Genomic DNA, 18590 nt, shown 5'->3' with positions numbered 1-18590 from the left:
TTTTTCAAACACTCCAATCCTAAGCGACTCGATTGAGCACCGAACGCAGCTTAAGCGGCTTAACTGGCTTAGCAATAAAGCTGAACCCATTTGCTTTGATGCCATCAAGCATATCATCGGTACGATCTGCACTGATGATGACGCCTTCAAAGCTGTGGCCTAATCTCAGGCGGCATTGCTGTAACACTTCTAAACCAGTACGACCATCATCAAGTCGGTAATCGGAGAAAATTACATCCGGAATCCAACCATCCTCAAGCGCTTGTAGACTTTCAACTAAATCAATCGCAACTCGTGTATCGCAACCCCATCGGGAAAGTAAGTTTTCCATGCCGACTAGAATGTCAGGCTCATTATCGACACAAAGGATTCTCAGATGACCGAGTTCAGATTGCTTATTCATCGCCACGTGAACTGGATGAGGCTGAACATGATCAGCTTTATCTAGGGTGATGGAAAAAACACTGCCTTTTCCAACCCAAGAGCGCATCGAAATTTCATGCCCAAGTACCTGAGCAATTCCTTTCGAAATCGCCAAACCAAGTCCGAGGCCTTGGTCGGAACGAACTTGAGTTCCGCGATTAAACTCTTCAAAAATCTCTTGCTGCTTCTCTTCTTCAATCCCCACTCCATTATCCCATACATCAATACGCACTCGCCCTTTCACGCGGCGAACACCGAGTGCGACTTTGCCATTCGGGTTATAACGAAACGCATTGGTCAGGAAGTTTTGCACCACACGGCGCAGCAGTTTGGGATCCGACTTAACCATGAGTGAGGACGGAATCATCGTGAACTCTATACCTTGCTGTTTGGCTAACGCACTAAACTCAGCATTCAAATTCGATAACACATCATTTAACGCAAAGCCATGCACGTTGACTTCCAACTTGCCCGATTCCAAACGCGAGATATCCAGCAAATCTCCAATTAAGTCTTCGGCAGCCTCTAAAGCACTTTCAATGTGTGCTGACAGCTTTTTGGCTTCGCTGTCTTTGGCGACTTCCGATAGTGAAGAAGCGAATAGACGCGCCGCGTTGAGCGGTTGCATCAAGTCATGGCTTACTGCCGCCAAGAACCGTGATTTGGACTTCGATTCCAAATCCGAGCGCTGCGTCGCTTCCACCAGTTGCTTGTTAAGTTGTTCTAATTCTCGAGTCCGCAGACGTACCCTTTCTTCCAATGTCTCGTTGGCGTCTTTCAGTGCTTGCTCTGCATCACGGAATACGGTGATGTCGGTAAAGCTCATCACAAAGCCACCACCTGGCATTGGGTTACCTTGCACCTCTATCACGCGACCATCGGGACGAACCCGAGAAGAGGTGTGCCGAGTCCCTTGCTCAAGGTGATAAACACGGCGACGGACGTGGTCATCAGGGTCACCAGGGCCACACAACCCCTGCTCTGCATTGTGCCGAATCACATCCGCAATCGGTCGACCTACTTGAATCAGGCCTGGCGGAAATTCAAAGAGTTCTAAATAGCGTTGGTTCCACGCTACCAAGCGTAGTTGCTTATCGACGACCGCAATACCTTGTCCAATATGCTCAATCGCGCCTTGGAGTAAACCCCGACTAAAATCGTACAGTTCAGAGGCTTCATCGACGATAGTCGCCACCTCTTCAAGCTGCATGTTTCTTCCTTGCAGAGCGGAAGTAAGCACTAACTTAGCAGAAGATGCACCAAATACCCCTGCCAGCACACGCTCCGTATGCCGAATCAGAGAAGATGGCGCTTGCTGATTCGGCATTAACTCTTCTCGTTGTTGGCTCCAGTAGGCTTGAAACGCCGCTTTAACTCGCGTTCGTCCTACAAATCTGGACGCTAGCATTTCCAGTTCTGCAACCGTAACGCGGCTCTGGTACAGACTCATATTTTCGCTTTCAGGCAACGGTGTACCAACGAATGATGCCGATTGTAAGCGCTCACTTAGGCTTGGTCGGGTAGCCATAGAAACCACAACAAAACACACTGCATTAGCGACCACGCTGAGGATCATCCCCCAATCTGAAATCGCGATATCAAAGCTAGCCAATACCTCTGGTGGCGTAATCAACCAGATCAGGAAGTTATTACTGGCGTCTCCGGCAAGCATGTCTGTTTGGCTCATTAACGTAATCAACCAGGTAGCAAAACCCACCGCGAGGCCAACATACACACCTTTCTTATTCCCTTGACGCCAATACATACCGCCAACCAGCGCAGGAGCGAATTGCGTGATAGCCGCGAACGAGAGAAAGCCGATAGCAGAAAGTGAATGAATAGTGTCCAACGCTTGATAGAAACACCACGCGCCAATCAACAAAACTAATATCAAACCACGGCGGATCCGCAGTAATAATTCAGAAAAATGGTGATGGTTACGCTGCGTCAGTCGCATGCGACGCAATAGCAATGGCATAACCAAGTCATTCGAGACCATGATCGCTAAGGCAATCGTCGATACGATAACCATGCCACTTGCCGCTGAAGTACCGCCTAAAAACGCAAGCAAGGCGATTTCACTCGCCCCTACCGACATCGGCACACTGATGACATAAGTATCAGGCGAAGCGCCACTCAAGAGACCTTGCCCTACCCACGCAATAGGTAAGACAAAAATCCCCATTAAGATCAGATAAATGGGGAACAACCAACGAGCCACATGCAAATCTTGAGCACGTTCATTTTCTACCACCATCGTATGGAATTGTCGCGGAAGGCAAACTATCGCCAGCATGGTCAGTACAGTATGAATCAATATAGTCGGGATATTTGGTGACTGATACGTCTGCGCGGCAACATCAATTAAGCTCAAATTCTCGGTGTTCATCGCCAACCAAACAATGAAAACACCAACCACTAAAAAAGCCAGCAGTTTGATAATGGATTCGAAGGCAATTGCCATCATCATCCCACGATGGTGTTCCGTGTTATCAATGTGGCGGGTACCGAATAGCATCGTAAAAATCGCCAATGCGACCACAACAAACCACGACACGCTATCGTTTTGATAACCAAAATCAGTAGCTAGCTCCGGAGCAATGATTTCAAGCCCCATAGTGATACCACGCAGCTGTAAAGCGATGTACGGCAAAATTCCCGCAACCGCTATGAGCGTAACAACCACGGCCAAACCTTGGGATTTACCGTAGCGTGCTCCGATAAAGTCAGCAATCGACGTGATGTGTTCCCGTTTAGCAATCAAAATAAGCCGAGCTAAAACGCGCCATCCGATGGTAAACACTAAAATGGGAGCAATATAAATGGGCAAGAAAGACCAAGGATTACTGCTGGCCTGCCCGACCGTGCCGTAGAAGGTCCACGATGTACAGTACACCGCAATGGAAAGGCTATAAATCCAAGGCCGCCAGCGCGCTAGCCACCTTTTCTGAATGTCGCCGTACCACGCGATGATAAATAAAGCTCCCAAATACGCTAAAGAAACGGGAACCACCAGCCATCCTTGCATCCGATATCCTTTCTTGCCTTTCTTGCTACTTTTAAAGCAAGAGAATAAAAAAACCTCTCCATGAGGGAGAGGTTTCATTTAACACTGCTTTGATAACGGAGACAAAGCTTAGTTTTTAACCTTTGTTACATAAGTCTAATTCTGAGTTTCAAGTGGCTTGTCTGATACATCAACCACCTGATGTGGGTCTTGCGAATCAAGCTTGATGAACAGAGCCAATAACCCCATCGCGGCCATGCCCCAGAACACAAGCGGTCCCCAGTGCTCATAACCCCAGCCACTCAATACGGTCATTAACGCGATAAATGCGCCCAACGGAATCGCGTTATACAACGCTTGCAACGCTACGATCTTATTTTCTTCGGAGTTTTGGATATATTGGATCGCGGCAATGTGTGCGGTAGCAAAAGTCACACCATGCAATAGTTGAACAACCACCAAAGCAATAATTGATGTTGTCGACGCCGTAATACCCCAACGCATCATTACACCAACGGCAGCAGCAATAAACAGCGCGCGTATTGACCAACCTACGAATAAGCGCTTACTCAATGCAAACACTGCCACTTCTGCGGCCACTCCTAAGCTCCACAAGTAGCCAATGACATCTTCCGAGTGACCAGCGGCCTTCCAGTGAATCGCACTAAAGCCGTAGTAAGCCGCATGACTGCCCTGAATTAGTGACACCAACACTAAGAATTTTAGTATCGGCTTGTCGGTCAAAAGAGCGGTCAGCTTTGGACGTTCTGCGCTTTGCCCACCGTGCGTTACAGGCATTGGGTTAGTCGGTCGCATAGCAAACAGCAACGAGATAAACACGCCGAACATCGCAGTGTACAAGATCATATCGGAGCCAAATTCAGCCACCAGGTAGCCCACTGCCGTCGAGCCTGCGATAAAGGCGATCGAACCCCATAGCCGCGTGCGGCCATAATCGAGCATTTTCAGGCGAGCGTAGTAATTTGCCATCGCGTCCGACAACGGAATAATCGGTCCACAACAAAGATTGAACAACACTGTCGCTAGTGCCATTAACCAAAAGCTACCACCCGTAAAAAAGTGAAATCCAACAAAAAGGAGGGCAGCGAAACTCAACCAACGTAAAGCAGGCATAAGATGTTCGACTTTGTGTACTCGTGGGGTGATCACGATATTGGCAACACAACGTGTCGCAAGGCCTAACCCGACCAGCAAACCGATATCTGTCGAAGATACGCCCTGATCCTTAAACCAAAGTGACCAAAATGGCAGATACACGCCATACGCAAAGAAGAATCCGAGAAAGTACTGGGAAATCCAGCCATACGGAGAAGGTTTCAACATTACTAATATCCTAAAACGGGAACACCAACGTTCGAGCCGGGAATTATGGATCGCCATGCGTATTATAAAAAGGGAAGAATAAGAAACTTATCGTTTCCTCGATGGAATACTAACTTTGCGACATTTGGCATCTTCAAGCGAAAACATCGTAATTTAGACCAAAGTCGTCTGGCTTCCGGTAAGAAATTTGTCAGACTTAGAGAGTGTTCCTTCCATCATTATTGGGTGTTCTCATGCCTGACAAATTTAACATGCAATCTCCACCGTTCGATCGCTTAACTGAAGCACAACAAACGCGACTGCGATCGTCTCTGGACGTCGCCTACTATCGAGCTCGAGATGTTATTTTATCCTGCGGACAGAAGAACCCCCACTTACATATTCTGATCAAAGGCGCGGTAGAAGAGCGCTCCAACGATCAACAGGAAGTGTTCGCACATTATGCCAACGACGATATGTTCGATGTACGCTCGTTACTTGAAGACAAGGTACGTCATCACTACATCGCGCTTGAGGACACGCTCTCTTACCTACTGCCGAAAGAAATTTTCCTTGCCCTTTACAACGAAAATGGCCAGTTTGCAGCCTATTTCGATAACAATTTATCGAAACGGCAAGAGCTCATCGAAGCGGCCCATCAACAGCAAAACTTAGCGGAGTTTATTCTCACTAAAGTTGACCGCAGCATTTATCACCCACCGATGATCCTTGAACCAAATACACCAATTAACGAGGTAACACGTTCCTTAAAAGAAAATGGGATTGACGCTGCATTGGTTCAACTCCATGGCGATGATCCACGATTGGAAAAATGGCCATCAGCCCACCCGTACGCAATAGTGACTCGTACTAATATGCTGCATTCTGTGATGATAGATGGTTGCGCGCTCGACACACCAGTGGGTGAGATCGCGAGCTTTCCTGTTTATCACGTTGATGATGGTGACTTTCTATTCAACGCCATGATCACAATGACCAGAAACAGAATGAAACGCCTCATGGTATGTGAAGGCAACAGAGCCGTTGGCATGCTGGATATGACCCAAATTCTTAGCGCGTTCTCAACCCACTCTCACGTGTTAACGCTCAGTATTGCTCGAGCAAGCAGCGTGGAAGAGCTCGCTTTGGCCTCAAACCGCCAACGTCAATTGGTCGAGAGCTTATTGAAAAACGGCATCCGCACTCGCTTCATCATGGAGCTGATCTCAGCCGTAAACGAGCAAATTATCGAGAAAGCGTTCGAGTTAGTAATACCACCAGCCTTGCACGACCATTGTTGCTTGATCGTACTCGGCTCTGAAGGCCGAGGAGAGCAAATTCTCAAAACCGATCAAGACAATGCCCTGATTATTCAAAATGGTCTGGAATGGCCTCATTGCGAACAAGTGATGCAATCCTTCACACACACCCTACAACAGCTCGGTTATCCACTTTGCCCTGGTAAAGTGATGGTTAACAACCCGAAATGGGTCAAAACACAGCAAGAATGGATAAGCACCCTAAACCACTGGATAGCTAAAGCCGAACCAGAACAAATCATGGACTTAGCCATTTTCAGTGACGCCCATGCTGTTGCTGGGAATTGCGAGCTGCTGGCCCCAATTGCGGCACATCTTCGTGACACAATGAAAGATCGCATGTTGATATTGTCTGACTTTACTCGCCCTGCCTTGCAGTTTTCGGTGCCCCTAACTCTATTTGGCAACGTAAAAAGTGCTAAAGACGGATTGGACATTAAACGCGGCGGTATTTTCCCAATTGTACACGGCATTCGCACCTTGTCTTTGGAATATGCCATTGAGGAGAAGAACACGTTTGAGCGCATTGAAGCTCTGAGAAATAAGCGCATCTTAGAATCTGAAACGGCAGATAATCTCAACGAAGCACTGAAATTGTTCTTTAAACTTCGCCTTAATCAGCAACTCAAAAAGCAAGAAGCGTTGAATAACATTGATATTAAACAACTGGATAGAACTGAGCGTGATTTGCTTCGCCACAGCTTACATGTGGTGAAGAAATTTAAGCAATTTTTAGGCTTCCATTATCAAATTCGTGATTAACCCTGATTTTCATAAATCACAGAGGCGTAGGCAATGAACTGGTTACAACGCAAATACTGGCACTACAAACTGAAAGGTTCGCCTTATCAGTCGCTGTTTTGCACGCCAGATAAAACAGAATACGTCTCTCTTGACTGCGAAACCACCAGCCTTGACCCAAATCGCGCCGAGCTGGTGACTATTGCAGCCACCAAGATCATCGACAACCGCATCATCACCAGTCAACCATTTGAAGTCCGCTTACGCGCGCCGCAATCGCTCGACTCAGGCTCGGTCAAGATCCATCGAATTCGCCACCAAGACTTAGTCGATGGCATCAGTGAAAAAGAGGCGCTGCTCGAGCTGCTCGACTTTATCGGCAACCGACCACTTGTGGGCTATCACATTCGTTACGATAAAAAGATCTTAGACCTTGCTTGTCTGCGGCAACTTGGCTTCCCACTTCCTAACCCACTTATCGAGGTCAGTCAGATTTATCACGATAAGTTGGAACGACATTTGCCGAATGCCTATTTCGACTTAAGTCTGGATGCCATTTGTAAACACCTCGAACTTCCTATCCAAGACAAACACGACGCCTTGCAAGACGCGATTTCTGCCGCTTTGGTCTTTGTCCGCTTAACGAAAGGCGATTTACCCAACCTAACCACACCGTATACATAAAAATCAGTTGACCTAGCTCCCAGAAATACTTTTGTTTCAGCGATTTCCCGGCGCTTCTATCACTCTCATCCTAAAGTCTAATTGTGGAAATACGCGCGGTGACTGACAGTTATAAGCACAACGTCGTCATTACCACGACCACGTTATTTAGAACCAAAAAACAGCCCTACAAAAATATATTCAAAATCTTATCTAGATTGGTGTAAGGCCGAGAAATAAGGCACAAGGAGAGAAGCCATGAGCGAAGCCCACGTTTATCCGGTAAAAGAAAATATTAAAACTCATACACACGCGGATAATGATACTTACTTAGCCATGTATCAGCAGTCGGTAACCGATCCAGAGGGCTTCTGGAGCGAGCACGGCAAAATCGTTGATTGGATCAAACCTTTCACCAAAGTAAAAAGCACTTCTTTCGACACTGGCCATGTTGATATTCGCTGGTTTGAAGATGGCACACTGAACGTCTCGGCTAACTGTATTGACCGTCATCTTGCAGAACACGGGGACGACGTCGCCATCATTTGGGAAGGCGATGATCCAGCCGACGACAAAACACTCACTTTCAACGAACTGCACAAAGAAGTGTGTAAATTCTCCAACACATTGAAAGAGCAAGGCGTACGCAAGGGCGACGTGGTGTGTCTATACATGCCAATGGTGCCAGAAGCCGCAGTGGCGATGCTCGCTTGTACCCGTATTGGTGCAGTTCACACCGTAGTATTTGGCGGTTTCTCACCAGAAGCACTATCCGGCCGTATCATCGACTCTGACGCTAAAGTCGTGATCACCGCAGACGAAGGCGTACGTGGCGGACGCGCTGTTCCACTGAAAAAGAACGTGGATGAAGCACTAACCAACCCAGACGTAAAAACCATCAATAAAGTCGTCGTGCTTAAACGTACAGGTGGTGATGTTGAATGGCATGAACACCGTGATGTTTGGTGGCACGAAGCAACAGCCAACGTTTCTGACGTTTGCCCACCAGAAGAGATGAAAGCCGAAGACCCGCTGTTCATCCTCTACACATCTGGCTCGACAGGTAAACCTAAAGGCGTACTACATACTACTGGCGGTTACCTCGTCTACGCGGCAATGACCTTTAAATATGTCTTCGATTATCAACCAGGTGAAACCTTCTGGTGTACCGCGGATGTGGGCTGGATTACAGGCCATACTTACCTAATTTATGGTCCACTAGCGAACGGGGCCAAAACCATTCTGTTTGAAGGTGTTCCAAACTACCCAAGCACGGCTCGTATGAGTGAAGTGGTTGATAAGCACCAAGTGAACATTCTCTACACTGCGCCAACCGCTATTCGTGCACTAATGGCAAAAGGTAACGAAGCGGTAGCAGGGACATCTCGTTCAAGCTTACGTGTGATGGGTTCAGTAGGTGAGCCTATCAACCCTGAAGCGTGGGAGTGGTACTACAAAACGATTGGTAACGAGAGCTCGCCTATCGTTGATACTTGGTGGCAAACAGAGACCGGCGGTATCTTAATTGCACCACTACCAGGTGCAACAGATTTAAAACCAGGCTCAGCAACTCGACCATTCTTCGGAGTCCAACCTGCACTGGTTGATAACATGGGCAACATCATTGAAGAAACCGCAGCAGAAGGTAACTTGGTGATCCTTGATTCATGGCCAGGTCAGATGCGCACTGTTTATGGCGACCACGAGCGCTTTGAACAGACCTACTTCTCAACCTTCAAGGGAATGTACTTTACTAGTGATGGAGCTCGTCGTGACGAAGACGGTTACTACTGGATCACGGGCCGTGTTGATGACGTACTAAACGTGTCGGGTCACCGCATGGGTACCGCTGAAATAGAATCGGCTCTTGTCGCACATCATAAAATTGCTGAGGCCGCTATTGTGGGCATTCCGCATGATATCAAAGGCCAAGCTATCTACGCTTACATTACCTTGAACGATGGTGAATTCCCGTCAGCAGAGCTACACAAAGAAGTGAAAGATTGGGTGCGTAAAGAGATTGGTCCAATTGCAACACCAGATGTACTGCACTGGACGGATTCCTTACCGAAGACTCGTTCTGGTAAGATCATGCGTCGAATCCTGCGTAAAATTGCAACGGGTGATACCAGCAACCTCGGAGACACATCAACGCTTGCCGATCCGAGCGTTGTAGATAAACTTATCGCAGAGAAAGCAGAATTGGCATAAATTCAACCAACTGTTTTAAAAGCACTTTAAAAACCGCCATCACTCATGGCGGTTTTTTGCTTTAGTGCGCAAATTGGCCACACAAAAAATATGGCAATTATGTTGTTTTTGTTAACTTGGTTACAGAAACGAGAGTGGCTATTAGGAGATTAGACCAGTAAATTGCTGCTAATTGCTATGAATTAGCTATAATCTTGGTCGATTTTTTAAAATTTGCTCGGTTTTAACAAAAAAATCGTGCTGAACTATCGTATATTTGGGAATATAAACGTTCCACTCACGATAAGGGAAGATAGCAACACAATGTCTGCAAAGTCACGGATTCTTGTTCTAAACGGACCAAATCTTAATCTATTGGGTCTGCGCGAACCGACACACTATGGTCACAGTACCTTAGCTCAAGTTGTGGATACTCTTACAGAGCAAGCCCATAACGCTGGGGTAGAACTGGAACACCTACAATCAAATCGTGAGTACGAACTGATTGAAGCCATTCACTCTGCCTATGGCAAGATTGACTTCATCATCATCAATCCAGCGGCTTTCACTCATACTAGTGTGGCGCTGCGAGATGCATTACTTGGCGTCGCCATCCCATTTATTGAGGTGCACTTATCAAATGTGCATGCACGTGAACCATTCCGTCATCACTCTTATCTGTCAGATAAAGCAGAGGGTGTGATTTGCGGTTTAGGCGCACAAGGCTATGAATTTGCTCTGTCTGCAGCGATCAATAAGCTACAGGCAAAGTAACCCTAACACTCTGCAACCCTACGAGGGTTGTCTTAATCACAAGATAAAAGAGAAAGAAAAGATGGATATTCGTAAAATCAAGAAGCTAATTGAGTTAGTTGAAGAGTCTGGCATTGCTGAGCTAGAGATCTCTGAAGGTGAAGAGTCAGTGCGCATCAGCCGTCATGGCACTGCAGCCCCTCAAGCACCAATTCACTACGCAGCAGCTCCAGCAGCGGCACCTGCTCCAGTAGCAGCGGCACCAGTAGCGGAAGCACCAGCAGCAGAAGCTCCAGCAGCAACACCTGTAGGTCACCAAGTTCTTTCTCCAATGGTTGGTACTTTCTACCGCTCTCCAAGCCCAGACTCTAAAGCATTCGTAGAAGTGGGTCAGAAAGTAAATGCTGGCGATACTCTGTGTATTGTTGAAGCAATGAAAATGATGAACCAAATCGAAGCGGACAAATCTGGCGTTGTTACAGCAATCCTAGCTGAAGACGGCCAACCAGTTGAATTCGACCAACCTCTTGTTGTAATCGAATAAGCGGGGCTTGCCTTATGCTAGACAAAGTAGTCATCGCGAACCGAGGTGAAATTGCACTTCGTATTCTTCGCGCTTGTAAAGAATTAGGTATTAAGACCGTCGCTGTTCACTCAACAGCGGACCGCGATCTTAAGCACGTACTACTCGCAGACGAAACCGTATGTATCGGCCCTGCTCGTGGTATCGACAGCTACCTAAACATTCCACGCATCATTTCTGCAGCAGAAGTGACTGGTGCTGTGGCTATCCACCCAGGTTACGGCTTCCTGTCTGAAAACGCAGACTTCGCAGAGCAAGTTGAGCGCAGTGGTTTCATCTTCGTTGGTCCAAAGGCAGACACTATCCGCCTAATGGGCGATAAAGTATCTGCTATCAATGCAATGAAGAAAGCAGGCGTTCCTTGTGTACCGGGTTCTGACGGCCCTCTAGACAATGACGAAGAGAAAAACAAAGCATTTGCTAAGCGCATTGGTTACCCAGTAATCATCAAAGCATCTGGCGGCGGCGGCGGTCGTGGTATGCGTGTTGTTCGCGCAGAGAAAGACCTTATCCAAGCCATTGCAATGACACGTGCTGAAGCAAAAGCGGCGTTCAACAATGACATGGTTTACATGGAGAAATTCCTAGAAAACCCTCGTCACGTTGAAGTTCAGGTTATTGCTGACGGTCAAGGCGGCGCAATCCACCTTGGTGAGCGTGACTGTTCAATGCAACGTCGTCACCAAAAAGTAGTGGAAGAAGCTCCAGCACCTGGTATCACCGAAGAAATGCGTAAGTACATCGGTGAACGCTGTACTCGTGCATGTATCGAGATCGGTTACCGCGGCGCAGGTACGTTTGAATTCCTATACGAGAACGGTGAGTTCTACTTCATCGAAATGAACACTCGTATTCAGGTAGAGCACCCAGTAACAGAGATGGTTACTGGCATCGACCTAATCAAAGAACAGCTTCGTGTTGCAGCGGGTCAGCCTCTGTCATTCACTCAAGATGATATTAAGATCCGTGGCCATGCGATTGAGTGTCGTATCAACGCAGAAGACCCTGAGCGCTTCCTACCATCTCCGGGTAAGATCGAGCGTTTCCACGCTCCTGGCGGTATGGGTGTACGTTGGGAATCTCATATCTACACAGGCTACACAGTTCCACCTCATTACGATTCAATGATTGGTAAACTGATCACTTACGGTGAGAACCGTGATGTAGCGATTGCACGTATGAAAAACGCACTGGGTGAGATGATCATCGAAGGCATCAAAACTAACGTGCCACTGCAATTCTCCATTATGAATGACGAAAACTTCCAACACGGTGGTGCAAACATCCACTACCTAGAGAAGAAGCTTGGCTTACAATAAGCCTAAGCAAACGTCTTAAAAAATGCCCACTCCCGTGGGCATTTTTGTTTTATATGTACGCGAACGGCTCAACATATAAATCGGCTTATTTGGGTATATACTCAAACAAATCGTAGAGTTCTGGTAAACTCTGCGCCACTTCATTCACTTTAAGAGCAAAAACCAATGCCTTGGATTCAAATCAAACTCAACGCGACCAATGAAAACGCTGAGCAAATCGGCGATATGCTAATGGAAGAGACTGGCGCGCTGTCTGTTACATTCTTAGACGCGCAGGATACACCTGTATTCGAACCTCTACCTGGCGAAACTCGCTTATGGGGCGATACTGATATTCTGGCACTGTATGATGCAGAAGCAGACACTAACTTCATCATCGACCAAATTAAAGCGAGCAATATGCTGGCTGACAATTTTGCTTACAAAGTAGAACAGCTTGAAGATAAAGACTGGGAACGCGAATGGATGGAAAACTTCCACCCAATGAAATTTGGTGAACGCCTATGGATTTGTCCAAGCTGGCGCGACATTCCAGATCCTGACGCTGTTAATGTTATGTTGGATCCAGGCCTTGCATTCGGTACGGGTACTCACCCTACAACAGCACTTTGTCTTGAGTGGCTAGAAAGCATGGACTTAAGCGGTAAGACCGTTATCGACTTCGGTTGTGGCTCAGGTATTCTTGCGATCGCAGCGATCAAACTGGGCGCTGAAAAAGTGATAGGGATCGATATTGATCCTCAAGCCCTGCTTGCTTCAAAAGACAATGCTGAGCGTAATGGCGTTGCAGACAAACTAGAAGTTTACTTACCGCAAAATCAACCTGAAGGTCTCGTCGCTGACGTCGTTGTGGCCAACATCCTTGCAGGACCTTTACGTGAACTTGCACCAATCATTAAAGGCCTAGTTAAACCAAATGGCGACCTTGCAATGTCTGGCGTATTAGACACCCAAGCTGAAGATGTTGCGAACTATTACCGTGACGAGCTTCACATTGACCCGATTGTTGAGCAAAGTGAATGGTGTCGCATCTCTGGTCGTAAGCAAGGCTAGACAAGGTTTTCAGAGCTAATTGTTTGAAATTCATACAATTTACAAAAACAATTTGTAAATGCTCAAATATTAGTCTTTTCACGCAGTGAAAAAATGCGTAAAATGCGCGCCCTTGCTGGTACAGAACTGTGATGACGTTTTGAAAATCGGAAACTATCAACTTAAGAACAATCTAATCGTAGCCCCTATGGCTGGTGTAACGGATAGACCGTTTCGCGAGTTGTGTCTTCGCTATGGTGCGGGAATGGCCGTCAGTGAAATGATGTCTGCTAACCCAAAGCTATGGGGAACGTCAAAGTCGAAACAGCGCATGGTACACGAGGGCGAATCGGGCATTCGCTCTGTACAGATTGCGGGTTCCGATCCACAGCTTATGGCGGATGCAGCTCAATTCAGTGTTGAGAACGGTGCACAAATCATCGACATCAACATGGGCTGCCCGGCAAAAAAAGTGAATAAGAAGCTAGCGGGCTCTGCTCTGCTTCAATACCCAAACATTATCGAAGAGATTTTGAAAGCGGTCGTGAATGCAGTGGACGTTCCTGTAACGTTAAAGACTCGAACTGGCTGGGATACAGACAACAAGAACTGTGTCCAGATCGCTAAATTAGCCGAAAACTGCGGCATACAAGCTCTTGCTCTGCATGGCAGAACGAAAGCATGTATGTACAAAGGTGAGGCCGAATATGACAGCATTAAAGCGGTAAAAGAGGCGATTTCAATTCCGGTTATCGCGAACGGTGATATCGATAGCCCGGAGAAAGCCAAATTTGTACTGGAGTACACCGGTGCGGACGCTTTAATGATTGGACGCCCTGCCCAGGGTCGTCCTTGGATTTTCCAGGAAATCCATCACTATTTGGAAAACGGCACCACAATGGAGGAACTTCCAACTGAGGAAGTGAAAACCATTATGCTTGGTCATGTAAATGCTCTGCATGAATTTTATGGGGAGTTCTTAGGTCCACGTATCGCGCGCAAGCACGTTGGGTGGTACCTGAAAGAGCATGAACAGGCAAGTGAGTTTCGCCGTACCTTCAACGCTATCGACGCAGCTCCGCTGCAAATTGAGGCGTTAGAAGGTTATTTTGATAACGTTGCATCATAATTAAGAGAAGAGCTAGACCGAATATGTTCGAACAAAATCTGACTTCAGAAGCATTAACAGTAACTACAGTAACGTCACAAGACCAGATTACTCAGAAGCCTTTACGTGACTCTGTTAAAGCGTCTCTTAAAAACTACCTTGCTCAACTAAACGGCCAGGAAGTAACAGAACTATACGAATTAGTTCTAGCTGAAGTTGAACAGCCACTACTAGATACTATCATGCAGTACACTCGCGGTAACCAAACTCGCGCAGCAACTATGATGGGTATCAACCGCGGTACTCTTCGCAAGAAACTTAAGAAATACGGCATGAACTAAGACCGTTTTTCAAAAAGTATTTGGAACAAGCCGTTACCTTTTTAGGTAACGGCTTTTCTTTATCTACTAAAACACTACGAATAACGCTCACTTTGTTCAGTATTACCAACTGGCTTTAAGATAACTACTGCTGAGCCAAACAATAGGAAAGCCACGAAAGCGACCCATTCATTGCCTACAGAATACGCGAAGCCCGCCAAGGCAGACCAAATCGCGACACCAAAGTGCATCATACTCATTCCAAAAGACATTAACACACCTCGATATTCATCAGATAAGCTTGCGATATGTGCTTGTAATGCCGGAGAACCAACCCCTCCAGCGAGAGACCAGAGCACTAGAACTGGAAGATAAGCGGTCACCGTACTCATCTCATTTGAGAACACCCATGCACTGCAAGGTATGCACACCATTAAAGCCACTCGCATAACGGCTCGAGAGCTACCAAGCCAACAGCAAGCTCTCCCCACGCACATATTTCCAACCACACTAACGATCCCTAGAGCAGCATAAATAGCGCCCACCCAACCGAGCGCCAACTCGCTGGTATCTCGAATATGGAGGCCTATCAGGTTAAATACACCAATACCTCCCCCTAGGCCTAAACACATCGCTAGAATCGCTCTCAACGCGCCTGGAAGATGAATGACGTCTGCGATAGGTGGCAGAGTATCTGACTTCTTGGACTCATTATGCTTGTTGTTCATGAACACTACGCTCATGGCACTGACAAGAAGAGCCGCAACGCCCAAAATAATAAAAGCGGCACGCCATGATAAAAGCTGGGTCAACAATGCTCCGATCGCCGGGCTAGTTATCATACCTAGCGTTAATCCCGCCTGAACCATCACAATTTGACGCATCGCTCTATTACCCTTCGCGTCTCCCGCTAACGCGAATGCAATTGGTAACATGCCTGCACTTGCAATACCAGTGATCACACGAGTTGCAATAGCAAGTTCAAAATCATGAACTATGCCCGTCGTAATAGGCACAACCCCAAATACAAAGCAAGCAGGCACCATGATACGAATACGCCCAGCTCGGTCTGATAAACGGCCCAAGTAAGGAGCGAAAATTGCTATGGCTAAACTATATGCCGTAATAAATAAGGTCACCTGACTCGGTTGAACACTTAAATCATTTCCGATAGGTTCAAGAATAGATCCAAGCATCAACTCATCAGCACCAACAAGAAAAGCAACGAGAAATAGGATCATGGACTGCATCATAGCTCCACCTCCTGTTCTGTTTCCGATTCAGCACAAGTGAGCAACGAAATATCTAAAACTCTATCAGGCCAAGATTGCAAAAATGCCTTCTCATGAGATACCACAATCACGCTACCGGAAAAGCGCTGGAGAGCCTCTTTAAGCGCATTTTTACTGCTGCTATCCAAGTGTGTTGTTGGTTCGTCCAACAGCAAAACATTGCATTTCTGAACCGATAAACAACACAACTTCACCCGAGTTTGCTCACCACCGCTCAATGTATCTAAGTGGCGCTGCGTCTTATCCCCCGTAATCCCAAAGCGAGCTAATAGCTTGCGTGACTCTTTGCTTGAGATTGTTGGCGCACAAGAGCACAGCTCCTGTTCAGGCGTGTTCTGAGGATGGCGCCAAGACAAATCTTGAGAAAAATAACCAATCATTGCACCTTTTGCCAATACCACCTCACCAGAGAGTGGCTCGATCTTCCCCATCAGGGTTTTAAGTAAGGTCGACTTACCCACGCCGTTAAAGCCAGCAACAACCAACTTTTCCCCGCGCGCTAACGTGATATCAAATACTGGAAGCAGAGGCTGCTGATAACCGATCATCAACGCTTTTGCCTCAACCACATTCGGTTGCTCAATGGGCTGGTAAGCAAAGTCAAACGTCGATACTTTCTCTACATGATTCAGTTGAATACGTTCGATTTTATCCAGTCTCTTCTTACGCCCTTTAGCAAGACTGGCGTTAACTCCTGCACCATTTTGGGCAATAAATTTCTCTAACTTTCGAATTTCACTTTGCTGAGCCTTATATTGCTTTTCTAATAAAGCACCGTCGTGCTGCTTTTGCTGCATTGCTTTGACATAAGTACCGCTGTATTTTCGAACCGTTTGATAATCAATATCACAAACACTGGTCGCTACTTGATTAAGGAAATCAATATCATGAGAAACCAGTAAAACGGTGCCAATGTAATCATTGAGAAACGCGACTAGCCATTCAATGTGCGGAGCATCAAGATAGTTTGTCGGCTCATCAAGAATTAACACATCGGGGTTGCGAAGTAACAACTTGCCTAAAAGGACTTTGTGTCTTTGACCACCACTTAGCGAGACAAGCGGTGTATCTAAGCCAAATTGATAAATACCAAGACCTACAGCAACTCGTTCAATTTTGGTATTAATTGCATAGAAGTCTTCATCTTCTAAATATGCCTGTAGCCGAGCGACTTGGCTTAAAAGAGATGTAGAGTGAGACTCGGTCATCGCCTGATACAAAGTCCAAAGCTTCTGCTCGGCAGCGTATAAGTTCTCAAAAGCACTCTTTAAGCATTCATAAACCGTCAGCGCATTATCCATCTTAAAATGTTGCTCTAAATACCCCACCTCAAGGTTTGGTAACCAGTCAATGCAGCCCTTATCTGCAGATAATTCACCAATAAGCAATTTTAATAAGGTGCTTTTTCCAACACCATTCGCTCCGGTGATACCTATTTTCTCTCCCACGTTAATACGAAAGGTTACGTTGTTGTATAACGTCTTATCAGCTATCTGATAAGACAAATTTTTAACTTGTAAAATACTCATGTTTTCAACCAAATAAAAAAGGGCCGGTGATCAATACCGGCCCTTATTTCAATACTGGGTAATGCTTTGTAGCTGCTTAACAGATACAAAAAGGCCGATGATGAAATATCACCGGCCATCTCTTCTCTTTTATCAGGTGTACAAGCTCCTGCGTATAACTTCAGCGAAGCTACCCACACATAAAACACCTGATGAAGATTAATTTAAGACTCCGAGCAACACTTCATCGCGTTTTTTGCATGGAGTTCAGCCTTCTTACAAAGCTTTTAAACAAGAGATATAACATGATTTACTGTCGAAAAAATATTCGATGTGAAGCGTACACCTTTAGAATAAAAAGTACCAGATAATTATTAAAACTATCGTGACTTACACGAAGGTCCACAGAAAGAAGACTTTTCCTCAGTCAATGTGCCAGGTGAACTGCTTACTCAGCAAACACAGCTATGAAAGCACCTATACCGCTCACGTTATACGTACGTAGTGGTGGCTTTGAAGGTTGGAGAGGGTTAGAGGGAAGAAGTAGCGAATATACTTTAAGACACTGGCTTAAATAGGTCGACAAAACAAAATCCATGTTTGGAAAGTTTTAAATGCGCTGAGTTTATATTAATAAGCGCCTATGGCTAAATCAAAACATCTAAAGCAGAGAAATCTCCCCCGAAAATAACATAACCTAGTGAATAAATTTTCCAGGTAATAATAAAGGAAGCTTTGGTAAGTAAGCACAAGGGCTGAGAACTAGCGCTCGATACTAGGACCCGGTTCAGTAGAAACCACACAAAACTGAGTTCCACTTCACTCATATAGGGCTTAGAAAGCATCGCCAGAGGGAAGCCGGCCTCTCGATGCAAGGTTTCAATACGAAAGTGGGTTTAAGGTAAGTCGGGGAACCAAAACGAAAAAAGCCCCAGTCTTTCGACTGAGGCTTAATATAAGTGGCGGAGTGGACGGGACTCGAACCCGCGACCCCCGGCGTGACAGGCCG

13 protein-coding genes are annotated in these 18590 nt (G+C 46.3%); 9 read left to right on the top strand and 4 right to left on the bottom strand.

Annotated elements, in window-relative coordinates; genetic code table 11:
* Positions 1-19: 19 nt before the first annotated feature.
* Positions 20-3451: a PAS-domain containing protein gene (locus MTF70_RS22285; protein ID WP_085570088.1), complete on the bottom strand. Its 3432-nt coding sequence runs from the start codon at positions 3449-3451 to the stop codon at positions 20-22.
* A 135-nt stretch (positions 3452-3586) separates the two neighbouring features.
* Complete coding sequence (locus MTF70_RS22280) at positions 3587-4774, bottom strand: 3-phenylpropionate MFS transporter (protein ID WP_053307400.1); 1188 nt, start codon at positions 4772-4774, stop codon at positions 3587-3589.
* A 233-nt stretch (positions 4775-5007) separates the two neighbouring features.
* Between MTF70_RS22280 and MTF70_RS22275 the strand changes: the two genes are divergently transcribed.
* The 9 genes from MTF70_RS22275 to fis all read left to right on the top strand — a co-directional run bounded on the left by MTF70_RS22275 (position 5008) and on the right by fis (position 14802).
* A complete protein-coding gene (locus tag MTF70_RS22275) occupies positions 5008-6834 on the top strand; it encodes a DUF294 nucleotidyltransferase-like domain-containing protein (RefSeq protein ID WP_205461568.1) in 1827 nt (608 codons plus the stop codon).
* A gap of 33 nt (positions 6835-6867) precedes the next feature.
* Positions 6868-7497, top strand: a complete 630-nt coding sequence (locus MTF70_RS22270) for a 3'-5' exonuclease (protein ID WP_042523697.1) — start codon at positions 6868-6870, stop codon at positions 7495-7497.
* A 237-nt stretch (positions 7498-7734) separates the two neighbouring features.
* Positions 7735-9687 carry an acetate--CoA ligase gene (acs, locus tag MTF70_RS22265; protein WP_205461567.1) on the top strand — a complete coding sequence of 651 codons (1953 nt, stop codon included), beginning with the start codon at positions 7735-7737 and terminating at the stop codon, positions 9685-9687.
* Between the two features lie 303 nt (positions 9688-9990).
* Positions 9991-10440: a type II 3-dehydroquinate dehydratase gene (aroQ, locus tag MTF70_RS22260; RefSeq protein ID WP_042523695.1), complete on the top strand. Its 450-nt coding sequence runs from the start codon at positions 9991-9993 to the stop codon at positions 10438-10440.
* A 61-nt stretch (positions 10441-10501) separates the two neighbouring features.
* Positions 10502-10963, top strand: coding sequence for an acetyl-CoA carboxylase biotin carboxyl carrier protein (accB, locus tag MTF70_RS22255; RefSeq protein WP_025768820.1), 462 nt, complete (start codon positions 10502-10504; stop codon positions 10961-10963).
* Between the two features lie 14 nt (positions 10964-10977).
* The gene (gene accC / locus MTF70_RS22250) at positions 10978-12321 is read left to right on the top strand and encodes an acetyl-CoA carboxylase biotin carboxylase subunit (RefSeq protein ID WP_005382509.1); all 1344 of its coding nucleotides are present in this window, start codon (positions 10978-10980) and stop codon (positions 12319-12321) included.
* A 165-nt stretch (positions 12322-12486) separates the two neighbouring features.
* Entirely contained in the window at positions 12487-13374 is an 888-nt protein-coding gene (gene prmA, locus MTF70_RS22245; protein ID WP_005382507.1) for a 50S ribosomal protein L11 methyltransferase, read from the top strand.
* A 139-nt stretch (positions 13375-13513) separates the two neighbouring features.
* Positions 13514-14482 carry a tRNA dihydrouridine synthase DusB gene (gene dusB, locus MTF70_RS22240; RefSeq protein WP_005382505.1) on the top strand — a complete coding sequence of 323 codons (969 nt, stop codon included), beginning with the start codon at positions 13514-13516 and terminating at the stop codon, positions 14480-14482.
* 23 nt (positions 14483-14505) lie between these two features.
* A complete protein-coding gene (gene fis / locus MTF70_RS22235; protein ID WP_000462885.1) occupies positions 14506-14802 on the top strand; it encodes a DNA-binding transcriptional regulator Fis in 297 nt (98 codons plus the stop codon).
* A 74-nt stretch (positions 14803-14876) separates the two neighbouring features.
* On the opposite strand, the gene MTF70_RS22230 is transcribed toward fis, so the two are convergent.
* Both MTF70_RS22230 and MTF70_RS22225 read right to left on the bottom strand, forming a co-directional pair.
* On the bottom strand, positions 14877-16034 hold the full coding sequence (locus MTF70_RS22230) for an MFS transporter (RefSeq protein WP_042523691.1): 1158 nt from the start codon (positions 16032-16034) through the stop codon (positions 14877-14879).
* Positions 16031-17602: an ABC-F family ATP-binding cassette domain-containing protein gene (locus MTF70_RS22225; RefSeq protein ID WP_025768822.1), complete on the bottom strand. Its 1572-nt coding sequence runs from the start codon at positions 17600-17602 to the stop codon at positions 16031-16033. The genes MTF70_RS22230 and MTF70_RS22225 overlap by 4 nt, the downstream gene beginning before the upstream one ends.
* Positions 17603-18590: the final 988 nt, after the last annotated feature.

The sequence above is a fragment of the Vibrio sp. 2CM40D genome, assembly GCF_023161825.1.
GTDB classification, from domain to species: domain Bacteria; phylum Pseudomonadota; class Gammaproteobacteria; order Enterobacterales; family Vibrionaceae; genus Vibrio; species Vibrio alginolyticus.
The sequence above is the reverse complement of the archived record's forward strand: the minus strand, read 5'-3'. Positions and strand labels throughout refer to the sequence as shown.